General features: G+C 38.7%; 18 protein-coding genes, 1 tRNA gene, 2 pseudogenes and 1 riboswitch. Of the genes and pseudogenes, 13 read left to right on the top strand and 8 right to left on the bottom strand.

Annotated features, from left to right (window positions below; translation table 11 throughout):
• Positions 1 to 5: 5 nt before the first annotated feature.
• Positions 6 to 2,123, bottom strand: a complete 2,118-nt coding sequence (locus tag C427_RS15070; protein WP_007639003.1) for a tRNA(Met) cytidine acetyltransferase TmcA — start codon at positions 2,121 to 2,123, stop codon at positions 6 to 8.
• Positions 2,124 to 2,321: 198 nt separating this feature from the next.
• On the opposite strand from C427_RS15070, the gene C427_RS15065 reads away from it, so the two are divergent.
• The 8 genes and pseudogenes from C427_RS15065 (at position 2,322) to rimI (ending at position 8,560) form a co-directional block, all read left to right on the top strand.
• Complete coding sequence (locus C427_RS15065) at positions 2,322 to 3,212, top strand: hypothetical protein (RefSeq protein ID WP_007639002.1); 891 nt, start codon at positions 2,322 to 2,324, stop codon at positions 3,210 to 3,212.
• A gap of 100 nt (positions 3,213 to 3,312) precedes the next feature.
• Positions 3,313 to 3,414: riboswitch (TPP riboswitch) on the top strand.
• Positions 3,415 to 3,470: 56 nt separating this feature from the next.
• A complete protein-coding gene (locus C427_RS15060; protein ID WP_007639001.1) occupies positions 3,471 to 5,576 on the top strand; it encodes a TonB-dependent receptor in 2,106 nt (701 codons plus the stop codon).
• A gap of 59 nt (positions 5,577 to 5,635) precedes the next feature.
• Positions 5,636 to 5,893, top strand: a complete 258-nt coding sequence (locus C427_RS15055; protein WP_007639000.1) for a hypothetical protein — start codon at positions 5,636 to 5,638, stop codon at positions 5,891 to 5,893.
• Positions 5,893 to 6,499: pseudogene (pnuC, locus tag C427_RS15050) on the top strand (nicotinamide riboside transporter PnuC). The gene C427_RS15055 and the pseudogene pnuC overlap by 1 nt, the downstream one beginning before the upstream one ends.
• Positions 6,496 to 7,287: a phosphotransferase gene (locus C427_RS15045; RefSeq protein WP_007638996.1), complete on the top strand. Its 792-nt coding sequence runs from the start codon at positions 6,496 to 6,498 to the stop codon at positions 7,285 to 7,287. Before pnuC ends, C427_RS15045 begins: the two are co-directional and overlap by 4 nt.
• A gap of 113 nt (positions 7,288 to 7,400) precedes the next feature.
• Positions 7,401 to 7,477: transfer RNA gene (locus C427_RS15040), tRNA-Trp, on the top strand.
• Between the two features lie 112 nt (positions 7,478 to 7,589).
• Positions 7,590 to 8,096, top strand: coding sequence for a DNA polymerase III subunit psi (locus C427_RS15035; RefSeq protein ID WP_007638995.1), 507 nt, complete (start codon positions 7,590 to 7,592; stop codon positions 8,094 to 8,096).
• A gap of 17 nt (positions 8,097 to 8,113) precedes the next feature.
• Entirely contained in the window at positions 8,114 to 8,560 is a 447-nt protein-coding gene (gene rimI / locus C427_RS15030) for a ribosomal protein S18-alanine N-acetyltransferase (RefSeq protein ID WP_007638994.1), read from the top strand.
• Between the two features lie 81 nt (positions 8,561 to 8,641).
• Here the strand turns inward: rimI and C427_RS15025 are convergent, their stop codons facing one another.
• The 4 genes from C427_RS15025 to C427_RS15010 form a co-directional block, all read right to left on the bottom strand.
• Positions 8,642 to 8,896 (bottom strand): helix-turn-helix domain-containing protein, encoded by a 255-nt coding sequence (locus tag C427_RS15025; protein ID WP_007638987.1) that lies wholly within the window; start codon positions 8,894 to 8,896, stop codon positions 8,642 to 8,644.
• A gap of 240 nt (positions 8,897 to 9,136) precedes the next feature.
• Positions 9,137 to 9,463: a hypothetical protein gene (locus tag C427_RS15020; RefSeq protein WP_034899568.1), complete on the bottom strand. Its 327-nt coding sequence runs from the start codon at positions 9,461 to 9,463 to the stop codon at positions 9,137 to 9,139.
• A gap of 78 nt (positions 9,464 to 9,541) precedes the next feature.
• On the bottom strand, positions 9,542 to 10,252 hold the full coding sequence (locus tag C427_RS15015) for a hypothetical protein (protein WP_007638979.1): 711 nt from the start codon (positions 10,250 to 10,252) through the stop codon (positions 9,542 to 9,544).
• Positions 10,253 to 10,272: 20 nt separating this feature from the next.
• Complete coding sequence (locus C427_RS15010; RefSeq protein ID WP_007638977.1) at positions 10,273 to 10,539, bottom strand: helix-turn-helix domain-containing protein; 267 nt, start codon at positions 10,537 to 10,539, stop codon at positions 10,273 to 10,275.
• Positions 10,540 to 10,831: 292 nt separating this feature from the next.
• On the opposite strand from C427_RS15010, the gene prfC reads away from it, so the two are divergent.
• The 3 genes from prfC to C427_RS14995 all read left to right on the top strand — a co-directional run bounded on the left by prfC (position 10,832) and on the right by C427_RS14995 (position 14,926).
• Positions 10,832 to 12,409 (top strand): peptide chain release factor 3, encoded by a 1,578-nt coding sequence (prfC, locus tag C427_RS15005; RefSeq protein ID WP_007638976.1) that lies wholly within the window; start codon positions 10,832 to 10,834, stop codon positions 12,407 to 12,409.
• A gap of 44 nt (positions 12,410 to 12,453) precedes the next feature.
• Complete coding sequence (gene argS, locus C427_RS15000) at positions 12,454 to 14,190, top strand: arginine--tRNA ligase (RefSeq protein WP_007638975.1); 1,737 nt, start codon at positions 12,454 to 12,456, stop codon at positions 14,188 to 14,190.
• Between the two features lie 163 nt (positions 14,191 to 14,353).
• A complete protein-coding gene (locus tag C427_RS14995; protein ID WP_007638974.1) occupies positions 14,354 to 14,926 on the top strand; it encodes an NADPH-dependent FMN reductase in 573 nt (190 codons plus the stop codon).
• A 66-nt stretch (positions 14,927 to 14,992) separates the two neighbouring features.
• On the opposite strand, the gene C427_RS14990 is transcribed toward C427_RS14995, so the two are convergent.
• The 3 genes and pseudogenes from C427_RS14990 to C427_RS14980 form a co-directional block, all read right to left on the bottom strand.
• On the bottom strand, positions 14,993 to 15,421 hold the full coding sequence (locus C427_RS14990; RefSeq protein ID WP_015431026.1) for an ATP-dependent zinc protease family protein: 429 nt from the start codon (positions 15,419 to 15,421) through the stop codon (positions 14,993 to 14,995).
• A 12-nt stretch (positions 15,422 to 15,433) separates the two neighbouring features.
• On the bottom strand, positions 15,434 to 16,459 hold the full coding sequence (locus C427_RS14985; RefSeq protein WP_007637612.1) for a succinylglutamate desuccinylase/aspartoacylase family protein: 1,026 nt from the start codon (positions 16,457 to 16,459) through the stop codon (positions 15,434 to 15,436).
• A pseudogene (locus tag C427_RS14980) lies at positions 16,460 to 17,223 on the bottom strand (30S ribosomal protein S6--L-glutamate ligase). It lies immediately after the preceding gene.
• A 151-nt stretch (positions 17,224 to 17,374) separates the two neighbouring features.
• Between C427_RS14980 and C427_RS14975 the strand changes: the two are divergent.
• Together C427_RS14975 and prfB are read left to right on the top strand one after the other, a co-directional pair.
• Positions 17,375 to 18,229 carry a mechanosensitive ion channel family protein gene (locus tag C427_RS14975; RefSeq protein ID WP_007637616.1) on the top strand — a complete coding sequence of 285 codons (855 nt, stop codon included), beginning with the start codon at positions 17,375 to 17,377 and terminating at the stop codon, positions 18,227 to 18,229.
• A 94-nt stretch (positions 18,230 to 18,323) separates the two neighbouring features.
• Positions 18,324 to 19,422, top strand: a protein-coding gene (prfB, locus tag C427_RS14970; protein WP_148285920.1) for a peptide chain release factor 2 whose coding sequence is annotated in 2 segments (ribosomal slippage) — positions 18,324 to 18,398 and positions 18,400 to 19,422 — 1,098 coding nt in all. Because the reading frame shifts where the segments join, the coding sequence is not laid out codon by codon here.
• Positions 19,423 to 19,456 lie beyond the last annotated feature (34 nt).

The following is a 19,456-nucleotide window of genomic DNA, read 5'->3' as shown; positions in this document are numbered from 1 at the left end:
TTTTATTATGCATCGAATAAAATTTTCCGAAAGCTAGTTTTTAAGGCTTGTTCGATTTGTTTTTTGCCACTCAAGTTAAATTTTGTACAAATTTTCTGATCCGACAAATTTTGTAATAGTGCCGCCACCAATAATGTTTGCTCTGGCGATTCTAATTTTGAGAAACAACCAGGATTAATGATTAAGTATTCTTTTAGTAGACGTTTGCAAGTAAAGTAAGCCCGTTTACCAATGGCAAATTGTTCAAGAGGTTGTATGTTTTCAAATACGTCTAGATTTCCAGTTTGCTCAAATACTAGTATTTGGATAAGTAAACCTTCAGACATGAATTGAAATTTTTTGTCTATCTGATAAAGGAACTCCTGATAAAACGCTTCATGAATAGTGTCAGATGTTTTCACTGCCTCACGTGTTAAAGGTTTAATACAAATAGCGCTGTGCTCACCACTTGATACTTCCGGCTTTGCGCTGAGTTTAGCTAGGGTAAATTCACTGTTGTACCAAAACTTGATGATGTCAGTATTGCAACCAAAAGACGTGGTTAAAAACTTAATATGTTGCTGTTTTGCTTGCTGTTCTACGTATTGAATTAACTGTTTTCCAAAACCTTTGCTTTGCTGTTCAGGGTCTATAGCAATTCTGCTAATACGCCATTGTTCAGCTAAGAGGAAAGGGGGAGTGTTATAGGATGATGTAATATTTTGCGCAACTAAATGTCCTTTTACACGTTTGCTACAATCAGCAATAGTATTTGCAAGTTCTCTAAAGCAGTCGCCTCCCTCTTTGACTATTTGAGCCACACCAAGCAAAGCTATACCTCGGGTCAATATAAAAAACTCAATTTCAGGCGCGTCCAAGAAACGTTGCAAATCATCTTGACTGGTTTGGTAGTGTGCGTTTATTAATAACCTAAACAAATCCGCTAGTAATTCTTTATCGTGAAGCAATTGCGCTTTTGAGACGTGTCGGCACTCAATCTGCTGGTTTATGGACTCAATATTTTCAATATCTGTTTGCACCTCCTGAAAAAAGGTATTAAACCAGAATCGTTCTAAGGTGTCGTGTTTATACCAGCGGATCGGTTGCAGCATATTGAATCTTTTGAAATTGGGTTTTAGTTGCGAAAGTTGCTTTATAAAGCGCATTTCAAAGCCACGACCGCTGCCTTCATATCCATGAACTGTTGAGCTAAAAACAACTCTTGGAAATTTTTTCACAAGTTTATTAAGTGTATGTACCGGAATAGCAGAGGCTTCATCTACTAATAATAAATCGGGTAAACTTTCATCAGCTAATAATACATCTAGCGGTTTAAACGTTAACGAACTTGCCTGATATTCGACTCCATTTTTAGTGATTAAAGCATTAGTCAACATGCGTTTGTTATGAACAAATACCTGTTCGACACAATGAATTTGCGGTGCAGTCAAATATAGGGTTTTATCCGACGTCTGCATTAATTTAGCCGCGGCGATACCTAATGCTGAAGACTTACCTCGACCTCTATCTGCGGTCAAAATTAAAGGTCTATTAGTATGCCCTTCAGCTACTTTACAAATACTTTTTACAGCCGTATCTTGCTCGTAATAATGATTTGTTTCTAAATTATCATCTACAAATGCTACCTCACCAGAAAATTTATCAGCAGATAATATAGCGACGTCACTATTTTCTCTGAAGCAAGATATCAGGTGTTGAATAAAGAAACTTTGGAGATGGGGTTGTTGATTGCCATAAGAAATACGATTGTTTTGTTCGGGATCTGCATAATATGGCCATTCAGATAATTCTGGACACAGAATAATCATTAAACCATGTGCTCTGACCGTGCCACTTAAAGCCATAGCTGCGTTGGCTCTAAATCCACTAAAGCAGTTTAATACCAGCCACTCATATTCGTGACCTAATTTACTGCGGTAGTCTTTTACAGTTATATTTTCATATTCAGTTTCGGTGTCGGTGTCACCGACCCATAAAGTACTTTGTATATTGTTATCATATAATAAGGTAACCGCAGCGTTTCTGGTCCATTTTTCTTGGCCTGCTATGACTAACAATTGCCTATGACATAACTTTGATCGACGTTGTTCAAACCAATAGGATAGCTGCTTGGGTAAATTCACAGAAAAATTTCTTATTTAAGCCGTTTGAATATTGTTTGCTAGTGTAAGCAAACTTATTCAAGAATACGAATGTGGTTTTGCATCGCCAAAGTATTTACTCAGCGACAAATCAAGTGATAATCTCATATGCCGGATATGAACTAATTGTTTACTGAAGCTATATCAGTTCATTTTTTTTATTAAGAGGAATAGAGTTTGATGCTTAGATTTGTTTTACTTATAGGTATAAACCTATTAGTGGCCTGTGGTTCATCCGCTACTAGTCATCCTCATTATGTTGTTTTAGAAGAGAACAATTTATCAGATGAGTTGAAAGAAACTTCCGGTCTATACTGTCCACAAATAGGTTCAGCCTTCACGGTTAATGACTCTGGTAATAAACCTATTATTTTCAATATTGACTCTTCTGGGAAGATTATTGATAAAAAGCTAATTTCTGCTAAGAATACAGACTGGGAGGCAATAACGGGAGATAGCCAAAATTTTTATATCGGTGATGTAGGTAACAATAAAGGTAAGCGAAAGTTTGTGCAGATCCATATAGTACCTAAAAAAGTAACGCCTAAAATAGTGCCCAAAAAGTTAACGCCTAAAAAAGACAGCGAAAGTACAACCAATGATAAATCATTAAATTTATTTTATATCAATAATTCAATTAATAATAACGAGTATCTAAATCATGATTACGACGCTGAAACGTTAATTAATTTGGGTGACAGCTTGTTCTTATTTTCCAAGAGCTGGAACAGCGGCACGTTATTTATCTACCAACTCAATAAAATAAAGGCAACACAGTATGTTGACCCTGTAAGTGAAATAATGGGATTACCAGGTGTCATTACAGGTGGGGATTTTGATAGAAAAAATAATCAATTTATTTTGGTTGGTTATAAGTTAAATGGGATGGGAGGTTTTTCGCCCTTCATGGCTATTCTTAATAGAGATTTTAGCTTGCACAAGACATTCGCACTTTCAGGTTATGGGCAAGTTGAGGGGGTGTGCGTGGCTTCAAATGCTGAAGTATGGTTTACTCAAGAAGGTTCTTTTTTCTCAGATCATAAAATAGTCAAACTAAAATTAACAAAATAAATACTATTTTGCTGTTCCAAATGCCTATTCATCTATTGCGAAGCTTTATGTGCCTGTTACACTGCTCACGCAAAATACGGAGTATCTAACAAACCTGTATTTAGCAACCAAGGGGAGCCTTTTGGCTGAGATTTGAGAAATACTCATAACCCTTATACCTGATCCGGATAATGCCGGCGTAGGAATGGTCAGATATTTTCCCCATTTACCTGCCGTACTACCGGATCTTTTCAACCTATAATGAAGAGATCCTTTTAAATGAAGTTTAGCAAAAAGCCTTTGGCTAGCTTAATCAGCCTATGTTTAATCAATTCTTATGTAGCTGCGCAAAACACTGATGAACAACCTTCTACACTCAATGAATTAGAACGCATTATTGTTCGAGGTGCGTTATCTGCAACCCCTTTATCTGAAATGGCTACAAGTATTTCTGTTCTTGATGAGCAAGTTATATACCAGCGCCAAGCGCAACATCTCGAAGATCTATTGAATCGCGCTGCTAACGTGAATTTTGCCAGCGGCGCTAGCCGTGGACGCTTTGTACAAATTCGCGGCATTGGTGAACGTAGCCAATTTACTGATCCAATCAACCCTTCTGTGGGTTATCTGGTTGATGGTATCAATTATTCTGGTTTGCTCGCTGGAGCGAGTACTTTTGATATCGAACAAGTCGAAATATTCAAAGGCCCAAATAGTGCGCGCTTTGGTGCTGATGGTCTTGCTGGCATGATAAATGTCTTAAGCAAAGATGCGTCAGATCAAACCAGTATCGATGCTCAGTTTGGTGTTGCTAATTATGGTAGTTGGCAAATAGGGGCCGCAGTAGGCGGTGGTCTTAGCGACAGCGTTGATTACCGACTATCAGTTCATCAAAATACCAGTGACGGGTTTGTTGAAAATACTTGGTTGGGACGTGACGATACTAATGGCGTGGATGAGTCAACTGCGCGAGCTAAGCTTAATTGGCAGGTAACTGATGACTTATCTATCAACACAGTTATTCATCTGATTGATGTAGACAATGGATATGATGCTTTTTCACTCAATAGAGATAGAACAACCTTATCTGATGAGCCTGGCTTTGATAAACAACAGAGTGAGGCAATTGGTCTTACTATAGATTATCAAGGCTTAGATTGGGCTAATGTTCAACTTCAAAGCAGTTTTATGCAAGCCGATTTAGCTTATGGTTATGATGAGGATTGGAGTTTTGTAGGCATAGCGCCAGGCTGGGAATATTCATCTACCGATTATTACTTTCGGGAGCGCGAAGACAATACAGTTCAAGCAAGACTATCCAGTAAAAGTGATAAAGCTAATTCTTGGGTAGTTGGTTTTTATTTTGCAGACAAAGCAGAAGACTTAACTCGAGAATATACTTGGTTAGCAGCACCGTTTGAAAGCCAGGTGGATCGACTAGACAGTGCTTTATTTGGTCAATATAAATATATGTTATCAGATGAAAAATGGGTTACTGCAAGTTTACGTTTAGCCTCACAAACACTCGATTATGTTGATTCCAATTTAATTGATGAAGATATTGACCATAGTGATTGGGGAGCTGAAATTAGTTATCACCAAAAAGTGGCTAACAACAGTATGTTATACCTAAGTTTATTGCGCAGTTATAAAATGGGCGGGGTAAACGGACAAGCACTCGGTAAAATCGACGATGAAGATATTGCTGAGTTCAGACAAGACTTACTTGATAATGCTATTTTTGATGCTGAGTCTTTAATAGGCATCGAATTTGGTATAAAAGGTGCTAATCAAGATGGAAGTTTAGTACTAGATATTTCTGCTTTCTATCAAAAACGTGACGACGTGCAGTATAAAAATTCTATTGTAAATGATCAATCTTTTGTGGATTTTTATAACAATGCTACAGATGGAAAAAACTATGGCATTGAAGTCAGCTTAAATTATAAGCTGTTCGATAATGTTGATACTTTTGCTAATCTCGGCTATTTAAAGACTGAAATTAGCGGCATCACGCTTAAAAATGGTAGTAATATTGATAAGCGAGAACAAGCTCATGCACCGACCTACCATATCAACGCTGGTCTAAATTGGCGTGTTTCAAATAATATTAACTGGTTAATTGAGTTTGATGCCAAAGATGAGTTCTTTTATTCGTTTAGTCACGATCAACAATCACAGAGCATATTTATCGCTCATACAAGCCTTGATTACCAGATAGAAAACTGGAATGTTAGTTTGTATGCTCGTAACTTGTTTGATGAACAATACGCCAACCGGGGCTTTTATTTTGGTAACGATCCACGAGATGAATATGAAACTCATTTGTATGAGCAGTTTGGTGAGCCACGTCGTGTAGGGATCAATTTTAAATATCAATACTAAATAATATAAATCAAGCTGGAAATGACCATTCTTTCCAGCTTTTATCATAAGAGACTAAAATGAAAATAGTTGCTGAGATATCAATGTATCCGCTCAAAGAACAATACATTCAACCTATTCAAGAGTTCATAGACCGTTTAAATACCTATAAAAATATAAAAGTGATAACGACTGCTACCAGCACAACGGTCTGTGGTGAATATCTTCCCACCATGCAAATGCTAGGCGAAGAAATGCAACGTAGTCACGAAAAAATAGGGCAAGCGATATTTGTCTGTAAATTTTTAAATGGCGATAAAATGAGTACTGATCTTTAATGGAAAATTTTTTAGCGCAATTAGCCGCTACATCTTTCTTGGAGGGGGTTGCGGTTGCTTTAGCAGTGGCCTATGTGTGGCTGGCTGCTAGGCAAAACATATGGTGTTGGCCATGTGCCCTGGTAAGTACAGGGGATTTATACATGGCTTTTTTGGAACGTGTCTTTACCTTTTCATACAGGACTCAATTTTTATTACTTAATTATGGCTGTTTATGGCTTGATAAAGTGGCGAGATAGCCATGCAGATACTTTGCTTGTGCAGAGCTGGCCAATATCAAGGCATGTGATATGTATTGTAGGGCTGACAATTGGCGCCTTAATATTAAGTCACTTTGCTAGTACTGTGTTGGATGCAAACTATATTTATTTAGATGCATTTATAACGGTGTTTAGCGTTTTCACAACATTACTTGTGGCGCATAAAGTGCGAGAGAATTGGTTGTACTGGATAGTCATTAATCTTTTTGCGGCCTATCTTTATTTTGCTAACGATTTGGCTTTAACGGGAATATTATTTTTATGTTATACCGGTTTTGCTGTATACGGATTTATTCAATGGGGTATTGAACCGACCACAGAAGAAGGACAGACTGAAGCCTTATGAACGACTTAAAGGCTATGCTGGAAGACGAGTTAAAATGTTTGGATTTTATACAGGCAGGCTTTCACCTTAAAGCTTTTAACGGGGGGACAATAAACAGTAGTTATCACCTTGAAACATCCAACAACAGTTATTTTGTCAAAACGTTTGAGTCAGACAAAATAGCGTTGTTAGATCGAAAAGAGCTCTTCAATATCCAACTTGAATTAGCGCATAAGGGGCTTGCAGTTCAGCCAGTGTACCTGTCGAAGTCAGGTGGTTTTCAAATTGACCAGTGGCTTGATATACCAACACTAGACCAAGCTGATTTATCAAGCTTGATCGTCACCAAGAACTTAGCATTTGCACTATCAAATTTACATAACACTAAGATAACTGCCGCAGAATTAGATTTACCCAGCCAATGGCAACACTATATCAGTTTAATTGAAGTGCCTGTTTCAGCTTCTGAACAACAAATGATAAACAAATATGCCACTATTTGGTATCAAGCCTGCTCAACTAAAGCTGTGTTTTGCCATAATGATTTGGCTTTATCCCATGTCACACATGCCCAGCCTAGTAAAATTTTTGATTGGGAGTACTGTGCCATTTCTTGTCCTTATTATGATTTGGCATCATGTATTGCGGTAAATGGTTTAAGCTCTACCGATGAAGCTAGCTTATATGCATTTTATGCTCAGTATACTGAGCAACATATATCAGAAGTGATTGCCAAGGCAACCATTATGAAACCTCTAGTAGAATTCACCAATAAGCTTTGGTATGAAGCTGTTCGTCAAGCTACTTAAGCCACTCTTTAGACATATAGCTTATAAAACGTGCAGTTGTTCAACAGATATCAATAGTAAAAGCAAAATCACTTTACCTTTCGATTCCGGTCAGTATAATTCAGTACGTCAGCAGGGGTGTAGTTCCAATTGGTAGAACAGCGGTCTCCAAAACCGATGGTTGGGGGTTCGAATCCCTCCACCCCTGCCAAATTTCTCATTAGAGATGTTTTTAAATGTGGTTTTTTTAATTGAAATTCTTTATTTAAGAGACTCCTTTTAAACGTTACTAATATAAATTAAATCTATGTTAATCTGTCGAAATGGAAATTACTTCTAATCTTGTATTAAGCGATTACCAACGCGCTATTTTGAATGAAATGGGCATAGCCTCATGGCAGTTAGTGAGTGAAGAAGCAACTCAAGTAAAATTCGTTAACAAACCTCTTGAAAATGTAACTATTTCATCTGACGTGATTTCAAAAACCGATGCATTGGTCAAGTTAAAACAGCTCAAACAGCAAACACAAAAATTAGAATCAACAGATTCGATTTTAATGACCTTTTCAACAGGTGATACTCAGCTTCAAATATTTACCGATATACTCATCGCTTTAGGTTTAGAGGCAAAGCTACAAGAACATATTTCAATTGAGCAATTGAATCACTATTCAGGTTATCCGCTGAGTTGGACCCAAGGTGAAAAGGTTAGCATGAACAGTAAGCAACTTATCACACCAGCTTTAGCTGAGTTACATCACCCAGAAACTAAAAAGCAACTTTGGCAACAATTACAAAGCGCTTTATCTCTTCAAAATCCAATTAAATAGTGGATCTGCTAACCTCGATGAATCCAGTGTTTTCTCCTTTAACCCCACAAAATAGTGACCCCTATTTTGAGCTGCATAAGCTAGGACAGTTTTCCCCTTGGTCTCGTAAGATATTTGAAGACTGTTTAACTAAGCCCTATTTTGCTTATTCACTCGATCAAGATAGTCAGCCTTTGGGCTATTACATTGGTATGACAGTCCTAGATGAAGTGACCTTGATGGATATAGTAGTCAGCCCTTCGCATCAAGGTAAGGGGTTAGGTAAATCCTTGCTGCAACACTTTATGTCGCAATGCGACCAAAACAACATTCAACAAATTTGGCTTGAGGTACGTGAGTCTAATGCGACTGCTATTGACCTATATGACAACGCCGGTTTTATTTTGGTCGAACAAAGAGTGAACTATTACCCTAGTGTAAAAGGTAAAGAAGATGCTTTGATCATGTGTTGTTACTTAGGATGAAAGTAGTGTAACGATGGGGAGTAATTAGGAATATTATCAATAAAATAGTATATGAGAGAGGGGGACAAGCCCCCAAAAGGTTTAACGGCGTGCAGCAGTTACATTTAGGATTTCAGACGTATCTTGACGATCAACCGCTAGTTTTACAAACTTTGATGAGTTGTAGTTACAACCAACACACATAGCAATAAATTGGTTCATACTCGGCGCGCCAATATTTTTTTCCCAATTCTCGTAAGTTTTACGGGTTTTAACGTTAGCAAGTTTTGCCATCTTAACCGTGGTTAAGCCAGCATCGAGACGCATTTTTCTTAAGTCCGCACCATTAATGTACATTTTTATTTCCTCTTATGATTATTGAAACAGCAGCAGAGTAATGAATTAATTTTATTATATATCTCTGCTTTCGTCCTCGATGTTAATAGTACAAATAAAAATGTGGATTTGACTCCACGGGGTCAAATAATTGCACTTAATTGTTAAGTATCGACCCATATCGTTGAATATATGTTTGATCGTACATATAAAAAACTTAGAACGACGCCTCATTATGAGACGTGTTAGGGATGATAATTATTATATATATTTTTCATATGGTGGTTTTTTTAAACCAAGGCTTGCAACAGTGTCTTCCATAGTTGCGCTAGTAATGCTGCCTTGCAACTGTGGTGGTTTCTTTAAGCCTAGGCTTGCAATCGTGTCTTCCAAGGTTGCGCTAGTAATGCTGCCTTGCACCTGTGGTGGCTTTTTTAAACCCAGGCTTGCATATGAATTACTAGGGTTCGCCACATCCAACTTAGTAATAAGCGAACTTACGGGATAAGTTATATGTGTGGCATATATTTTAAATGAGAAGGTTATATTTAAAGAGAGCAAAATTAAGATTAATATTTGAGTTTTCATCGCCTTTTCCTGAATTTAAAAAGTAAGTGGAAATTTCCACAAGGCGATTATGTAGGTTTTGTATCAAAAAGTAGAGGGTTAAGCTTTAAGTAATCGAGGAAGAAGTTGTTTGAAACTTTCAGAAAATATTGCCCAAACAGCTATAGTCGCTATTCCATGCACTAAATATGAGTACGAATAGTAAACAAAAAGCATGCTGGAAAGCCCCGTAATGTGTCTTAAAAGATATTCTAAAATCATTGTTGCTTGAATAATTATGATAAATACACTTAATTTATAAATCATCCAGTCTAAGTTTACTGAAAGTCCTTTCTCTGGAAAATAATTATCTACAATTCCCACTCGGATAAAAATTAAATATCTAACTAATAAGTTAGATATCATTATCCATATATGCCAATAAATTTCTGGTGCTGAATAATGAGTTAAATACCAATAAATCTCTGAAACTATAACTAAAATCAAGGTTGGTAATATTATCTTAACTACCCAATCGTGCCGGAAATAATACATCATTCCAAATGCGCATATATAGAGGATTATTTTTACAAAACTTTCATTAATAAGATATTGCCAAGCCAAACTTTCCCAAGCTAACTGCAATAATAATAAAATTACAACGCTGACGACATTAATATCTTTTCTACAAATGATTCCTGTGAAAATGAGCATTCCAACATGAATTTTATCGAAAGCCCCCCCGTTGCCGAATGTTAATATACCTAACAATACAAAAAGACCTCCGAAAAGGGCTGTAAAAATCTGGGGTAGATAGGCGCGTATAAACATAAGCCTAGACTAAAACAAGATTAACCTAAGTTAAAGCCGAAATAATCCATAACAGAAGAGAAGAAGGATTCGCGGGTTTGTTGAGACGCAGTTTGGCGGCAAATAGACCACCACTTATTCACCACACCGACCCCAATATTGTCCATAGTTTCAGGTTTGTTATTTTCGATAGCAGAAACAGTTTCGCGGCTAATGCCCACTCGTTGAGCAAGTTCTTCCTGAGTATAACCTGCTTCTTTGCGCAATGATTTGAGTTGAGCGCCACTAAACATTTTTCTATGAGACATGTTAAGTCGTTTCCTGATGGTAAACTAAAGGTAAATTATGAATGTCACTTGTTTGAATATCACACGGCAAAAAACTTACCTGTTACAAATATAATTTAAACATAGAGTTGAGTAAATAGAAAAGTTAATAATATATAGTGTTAATAACAGCTTTTCTTATAGTTAAAAGTTTGGAGTCTCATATAACAACTTAACTAAACTACAAAATTCTATCAGATCAGCGACTTTTTTATTGGAGTCATATACAATGCTCGGCCAAATTATTTAGTAACCAGTCACTTAAGAGTATTCCATGTCTTTCCAACAAGAAGTTGATAAACGCCGCACCTTTGCGATTATCTCTCACCCCGATGCGGGTAAAACTACTATCACCGAAAAAGTATTGTTGTTCGGTAATGCCCTACAAAAAGCTGGTACGGTTAAAGGTAAAAAATCAGGGCAACATGCAAAGTCTGATTGGATGGAAATGGAAAAAGAGCGGGGCATATCTGTCACCACCTCAGTGATGCAATTTCCGTATCGTGAATGCACAGTGAACTTGTTAGATACACCTGGGCATGAAGATTTCTCAGAAGATACCTATCGTACCTTAACTGCCGTCGATTCCTGCTTGATGGTAATAGACGCGGCCAAGGGTGTAGAAGCGCGTACCATAAAACTCATGGATGTAACGCGTTTACGTGACACACCCATTATTACCTTTATGAACAAGCTCGACAGGGATACCCGGGATCCTATCGATTTATTAGATGAAGTTGAAAAAGTGTTGAATATCAAATGTGCACCTATCACCTGGCCGATTGGTATGGGGAAAGAGTTTAAAGGTGTATATCACTTGCTCAGAGACGAAACATATCTTTACAAAACAGGTTTAGGACACACTATTCAAGATGTGCGTGTTGTAAAAGGTTTAAGTAATCCTGAACTTGATGAAGCCATTGGTGTTTACGCTGAAGAAATCCGCGATATGCTTGAACTGGTAAAAGGTGCATCAAACGAATTTAATCATGATGAATTTCTAGCTGGTGAGTTAACCCCAGTATTTTTTGGTACTGCCATGGGTAATTTTGGTGTTGATCATATGCTTGATGGTTTAGTTGAGTGGGCACCATTACCACAAGGGCGTGAAACAAGTGAGCGTAAAGTCGAATCCAGCGAACAAAAGTTCAGTGGTTTTGTATTTAAAATACAAGCCAATATGGATCCTAAACACCGCGATCGTATTGCGTTTTGTCGCATAGTATCGGGCAAATACGAAAAAGGCATGAAAATGCATCATAGCCGCATAGGCAAGGATGTAAGGATTTCAGATGCAGTGACGTTTTTAGCCAGCGACCGAGAATTGTTAGAAGTGGCCTACGCGGGTGACATTATTGGTCTGCATAATCATGGTTCTATTCAAATAGGCGATACATTTACCTCAGGCGAAAAATTTCGCTTTGCGGGTATTCCTAATTTTGCCCCAGAATTATTTAAACGCATTCGATTAAAAGACCCTCTCAAACAGAAACAATTGCAAAAGGGTTTAATTCAACTAGCTGAAGAAGGGGCAGTGCAAGTATTTAGGCCGTTACAAAATAACGATTTGATAGTTGGGGCTGTAGGTGTGTTGCAATTTGATGTGGTGGTGGCCCGTTTAAAAGGCGAATACAATGTTGATGCCATGTACGAGCATATCAACGTGTACACAGCTCAATGGGTAACATCTAAAGATCCTAGAAAACTTGACGAATTCAGACGCAAGGCAGAAGCCAACTTGTCCTTAGATGGCGGTGATAATCTGGCTTATATTGCACCTACCAGAGTAAATTTGTCTCTGGCCAAAGAACGTTATCCTGATATTGAGTTTCACACTACCAGAGAGCATTAAAGCTTTTACTGGTAGCCTGAAGCATTTTATAGACAAGAGCAGACATGAATTTACACACATTATTACTAGCAAAATTTCAAGCCGCGCTTACTGCCATAGGCGCACCAGAAGGCACACCCGCGCCACTTAGCCGCAGTACCCGTGTTGGTTTTGGACATTATCAATTTAATGGTGCCATGGCATTAACAAAACTGCTGAAACAAAACCCACGAGATATAGCCCAAAAAATTGTGGATGTCGTTGAGTTAGATGACGAAGTTGAAAAGCTTGAAGTCGCAGGCCCAGGTTTTATCAATATTTACATTAAACCTCAGTGGTTAGCCCAGCAACTACAAGTGGCTAATGCTGATAGTCGTCTTGCTATAAAAACCGAGAAACAACAAACCGTAGTGGTGGATTACTCCGCACCTAACCTCGCTAAAGAAATGCACGTGGGTCACTTGCGTAGCACCATTATTGGTGACTCCGTAGCTAAAACGCTAGAATTTTTAGGACATAAGGTTATTCGTCAAAATCACATGGGTGATTGGGGCACACAATTTGGTATGTTGTTAGCACACTTAAACGACAAATTAGCAGCTAACGAAATAGCTGAAACTGCATTATCTGATTTAGAAGATTTTTACCGAGCGGCAAAGGTACGCTTTGATAATGAAGATGGCTTTGCCGACCGAGCCCGAGATTATGTAGTGAAGTTGCAGAGCGGTGATGCCCAATGTATGCAGCTATGGCAAAACTTTATTGACGTATCTATCGCTCACAGCGAAGAAGTGTACGAAAAACTCAATGTCAGCCTCAAGCGCAGCGATGTGATGGGTGAAAGTGCTTATAACCATGATTTGGCAGCAACGGTAGCAGAGCTTAAAACGGCTGGTATCGTGGTCGAAAGCCAAGGTGCACAAGTGGCATTTTTGCAGGAAATGGCGGATAAGGAAGGTAATCCAGCTGCCTATATAGTGCAAAAATCGGGTGGTGGATATTTGTATGCTACGACCGATCAAGCAGCCATTCGTTATCGCAATGGTGTATTAGGCGCTGATCGCACTTTGATCTTTACTGATGTCCGCCAGGCTTTGCATTTTAAACAAACAGGCATTGTTGCTCGTAAAGCTGGATTTATCAAAGCAGATCAAAGTTACGAACATTGTCCATTTGGGATGATGTTAGGCAGCGACGGTAAACCTTTTAAAACGCGTACTGGCGGTACCGTTAAACTAGCCGAACTATTAGAAGAAGCGATTGAACGAGCTGCAATACTGATCAATAAACGTGAATCCGATTTGTCAGCACAAGAACGTAAAATTATTGCTGACAAAGTGGGTATTGGAGCAGTGAAATATGCTGACCTCAGTAAAAACCGCACCACAGATTATATTTTTAACTGGGATACAATGCTTAGTTTTGAAGGCAATACCGCGCCATATTTGCAGTATGCTTACGCTCGGGTACAAAGTATTTTCAGAAAGGCTGATGTTGATGACGTGAACCTACAAGCCGATATCCAGCTTGAAGAAGTTCAAGAACAGCTGCTAGCAGTCAAGTTAATGCAATATGTCGAAGCTATTAAACAAGTATCAAGCGAAGCTACACCTCATGTGCTGTGTACCTATATATACGAGCTCGCCAGTTTGTTTATGAGTTTCTACGAAGCTTGCCCAATCTTAAAAGAGGGGATTGATGAACAGACTAAAAATAGTCGTTTAATGTTAGCTCAGTTGACAGCTAAAACATTACAGTCTGGCTTGGACTTGTTAGGTATTGAGACGATGGAGAAAATGTAATGTTTTTAGTGTTGGGGTTCGAGCTAAAGCAACACATAAACGAACAACCCGCTATTTAGCGGGTTGTTCGTTTTTAGATGATATAAAATAATTTTGGATAAAGCATACTTAATATTGTGCATGGCTTATCTACCAATATTTACTAACAAGTGAGACAACCAATATGATAAAAATTCTGGCTTTTGCAGGCAGTGGTAGAAAAGATTCAGTTAATAAAAAAGTGGTCGCTATTGCTGCGAAAGGTGCTAGGGAGGCTGGCGCAGAGGTCACTATCGTCAACCTTGAAGATTTTGACATGCCTATTTTTAATGAAGATTTAGAAGCACAACAAGGTATGCCAGTTGCTGCTCAAGCCTTCAAGGAATTAATGATAAGTCATGACGGCTTTTTAATTTCATCTCCTGAATACAACAGCTCCTATAGTAGCTTATTTAAGAATGCGATTGATTGGGCATCCAGAAAAACCGGTGATGAAGCCAATATGGCGGCCTATCGGGGCAAGGTAGCAGCGATCATGGGCGCATCTCCAGGCGCATTAGGCGGTATGCGGGTTTTAGTTGTATTGCGTATGCTAATGGAAAATTTAGGCACTATGGTACTACCCAATCAAAAAGCTGTAGGTGGCGCGTTTGCTATGTTTGATGGCAACGGCAATATTAACGATGTGAAAACCGAAAAAGCGTTAAAGTCTCTTGGAAAAGAGTTGGTCGAAACCCTAACTAAGTTAAAAGCCTAAACAGTTAAATATAGCTAGGTTTCAGTTTGATGTTTGCAAAGGCATTCTTAATAATAATGTCTTTGCCTATTTGGGTAGTAAAAACTCATGTTCTGGGTCAACAATTAAGCGCCCAGACATGGCCTCTCTGCCAAGCAACATAAGATATTTCATTTCAGACCGATCTGTCAGTGTTAGCTCGATACACCATTGCATACCAGCAATTAATATATCGGTTTCGATTACCATACGTCTTTGATGTGTAGCGTTAGAGCTCTTAACCCTGCGTACACTTTTGACCTTGGCTTCCCTTTGTACCACTTGACTCACATCATGTGTGTCAGGGTGGATATCAAATTTTACCCACTTTTCCTTTACCTTTTTAAATTCAACGATATTGTCCACATGCAGCGATGATGTGGCAGCACCCGTGTCGACTCTTGTTTCTAATCCGTTAAGCTTAAGTTGTGGTAAATCACATAATTCAAGTGCACCAACTAAATTTTTGTTGTTCATCTACGTTACTCTTTAATCAATAATAGAAGGGTGATCCAAAACAAAGTTGTCTTGTAACAGTTCAAGGTGTTCGGCGACTGAGTCGGGCTTTCTAAAATAAGCAATGTGATACATAGCTTCACCCTCTTGAGTTAAGGGAATATTTTGTTTGCCTATAATCACGCCTTCTTCAGGGCAAAGTACTTTGCTTAATTCAGTTCCGTATGGATCGGCAATAATAGCCAATAAAGCTCCTTTGTTAACATGGTCACCTAATTGGGCAACATGGCTTACAAAGCCGCTTTCTGTTGCACGTACCCAACCACTTTGACGTGCCACAAACTTAGAGATTTTATGACCTTTGCGTTGACGTTTATTTAACATACCGATTTCACGCATGACGTTAACCACACCTTTCACCCCGGCACGTATGGAAAACTCATCGTATCTAAGGGCCTCACCTGCTTCGTATAGAATCACTTTTACGCCTAAATCTCCAGCTGCCTGTCTGAGTGTTCCAGGTCGGATGTCTGCATTAAGTAACACAGGTAATCCAAACGATTCTGCCATGGCAAATGTTTCTACATCATCCAAGTTTGCTCGGATTTGAGGAAGGTTACTGCGATGTATAGCACCAGTGTGCAAGTCAATACCTACGTCACACTTAGCGACTATTTCATTTAAAAATAAGTGCGCTAGTCTTCCGGCAATAGAACCTTTTGGGCTTCCTGGGAAGCTCCTATTAAGATCCCTTCTATCAGGTAAATAGCGACTTTGACTCAGCACGCCATAACCATTTACAATAGGCACCGCGATAAGTGTGCCTCGTAAAAACTTGATTGATTTGCTTTTTAGTAATCGGTTGACAATTTCAATACCATTCAATTCATCTCCGTGTACCGCAGCACTAACAAACATGGTTGGGCCATCTCTTTTACCCCGTTGTACGTGCACTGGCATAGACATTCTAGTATCAGTATAGAGAGGTGGCATAGGCAGTTCTATACGTTTTGTTTCACCTGGTTTTACTCTGACGCCACCAATTTCAAGCACTTGCATTTAGCCTTTTCCTTGGGTTTTGTTGTTATTGGGTTTGGCATTTTTTTCTAAAAACCTAATAATCATTCTGGCCACATACTTACCTGTAGCGGTTTTAACGTCGCCCAAGCCCGGTGATGAGTTAGCCTCTATGACACCTGGTCCAGAGTTGGCGCGTAAAATATCCACCCCACACATATTTAATCCCATGATTTTATCGGCATCCATCGCAGTTTTTCGTTCTGCAGGCGAGAGTTTAACGATGCTGGCAGAGCCTCCTCGGTGAAGGTTTGAACGGTATTCCCATTCTTCTGTCTTCTGTGTATGGACTGAAACCAGGCCAATACCTTGAGTTCCTTCAAGTAATTTGATTACAACGGGCGCACCGCCTAGATTTTTGATTAAATCGTCAACTTTGTCACAGTAGTGAGCAAAACCTGTTCTTGGCATGCCAATGCCCTTTCGATATAGTAGTTGTAATGACCGTAATTTGTTCCTAGAACGACTAATGGCCACTGATTCATTAACACTAAAGGTGCCCATCATTTCGAATTGCCTAATCACAGAGGTGACATAAAAAGTAACCGATGCACCTATACGTTGAATAACCGCATAATAAGGGTGTGGTTTACCATTATATCTGACAAAAGCTCGGCTACTGGTGATGTCGATATAACAGTGCATAGTATCAATAACATCTACTTGATGACCAAGGGCTGTTCCGGCCTCAATTAGAGGGGAGTTGAATAAAGCTTTGGGTTTCGAGATAAAATAGCAATGTACAATTTTAACATCTGCTAATAGATAGTTTTATATTACTTGTAGCCTAGGCTTAAGGTAAAGTGTTATTTTTATATGTGGGAGCAATCAATATATTCTCTTATTCATAGTTGTGTATACTTTGTATTTTTAGACTCTTATAAGCTAAAATTCTATATGGAATTTATACAGAACATTTTTGAAAACAAATTGATTTTAACCTTCTCCATCACGTTTTTAGCATTGCTGACGAAATATGGACTCGTAAAATTGGTGCGAAAATACGCTAAAAATAAAGGTGAAGACAGAAGGGATTTAGTTAACAACGTTAAGAATTTTTTAAATTTTGTACTCATAGTATTATTGTTTAGTCTTTGGGCGGTAGAAATGCAAACGTTCGCATTTTCAATTGCGGCTTTTTCTGTGGCTATAGTGTTGGCGACCCGTGAATTCATTCAATGTGTTATTGGTTTTTTCTATTTAGTTTCAACTCGCCCTTTCCGTATCGGCGACTGGATTGAAGTCGATCATTTTGTTGGCGAAGTCTCGGCCACAGATTGGATAAAAACCACACTATTAGAAGTAAACATTAAGACCTACGAATACACAGGTAAAACATTGTTTATCCCTAATAATAAATTAATGACTAGCCCCATCAAAAACTTAAATTTTTTAAAACGTTATGCCACACATCATTTTATTATTACCCGAGATCAAAGTGTTAATCCCTTTGTGTTTATTGATAAAATAGTCGAGATTGCAAAATCTTATTGTGCAGATTTTTATGATGTTGCGGTCCGTTATAATCAAATGATTGAAAGGCGTTTAGACATAACCATTGCTGGCCCCGACCCACATATTAAAGTATCAACTACTGAACTTGGGGATACGGAAATCGGCATTACTATCTTTTGCCCTACAGAACGAGCGATTGAAATTGAGCAAGCCATTTATGCTGATTTTATGGGACATTGGTATTCTGAAAAAGATAAAGCTAAATCTAAAACCAAAGAGCTAACAACTAAACAATAAGTTCGCTTGGTTAATTCTAGTACTCTCCCTATTATTAGCGCGTAAAATCCGTTAAAATCTGTCTCCTTTTATTTCGAGTGTAACCCTATTATTCATGTTTGAAATCAATCCAGTACACAATGCGTTAGCGGATATAAGACTTCGTGCCGAGTCACTTCGGGGGTATCTTTGACTATGATCAAAAGAAAGAGCGGCTTGAAGAAGTTAATCGCGAATTAGAAAGCCCTGATGTCTGGAATCAACCTGAGCGAGCCCAAGCCTTAGGTAAAGAAAAAGCAGCTCTTGAACTAGTAGTTGATACCATTGTTTTATTAGAGCAAGGAACGGAAGACGTTGAAGGTTTGGTTGATCTAGCCGTTGAAGCTGAAGATCAATATACGTTTGATGAAGCCGAGTCTGAACTTGCTGAGCTGATTAAAAAACTCGAATTACTCGAATTTAGACGCATGTTTTCTGGTCCCAATGATGCCAACCATGGATACATTGATATTCAGTCAGGGTCAGGCGGCACCGAGGCGCAAGATTGGGCCAATATGCTACTTCGTATGTATTTGCGCTGGGGCGAAGCCCACGGCTTTAAAACTGAATTAATTGAAGTGTCAGACGGTGATGTTGCCGGCATTAAAAGTGCCACGATTAAATTTAGTGGTGATTACGCATTTGGTTGGATCCGCACAGAGACTGGTGTACATCGATTAGTGAGGAAATCACCTTTTGATTCTGGAAGCCGCAGACATACGTCTTTCGCTTCTGCTTTTGCTTATCCTGAAGTGGATGACGATATAGAGATTGAAATCGATCCTTCTGACTTAAGAATCGATACCTATCGTGCCTCAGGAGCCGGTGGCCAACACGTTAACCGCACCGATTCGGCGGTACGTATTACACACGAACCCACCAACATAGTGGTGCAATGTCAAAACGATCGTTCGCAGCATAAAAACAAAGCACAGGCTATGAAACAATTAAAAGCCAAGCTGTATGAACATGAAATGCATAAACAGAATCAAGAAAAACAAACCATGGAAGACGGAAAGTCTGACATAGGGTGGGGCAGCCAAATACGCTCTTATGTATTGGATGACTCTCGGATTAAAGATTTACGTACTGGGGTAGAAACCAGGAACACACAAGCCGTATTAGACGGCGATTTAGACAAATTTATTCAAGCCAGTTTAAAGTCTGGTCTGTAATACCTATCACAGCAAAGAGATATCAGGAAAGTCG

The organism is Paraglaciecola psychrophila 170 (genome assembly GCF_000347635.1).
Classification (GTDB): domain Bacteria; phylum Pseudomonadota; class Gammaproteobacteria; order Enterobacterales; family Alteromonadaceae; genus Paraglaciecola; species Paraglaciecola psychrophila.
Note: the sequence above shows the minus strand (reverse complement) of the source record. Positions and strands in the feature narration are given on the sequence as shown.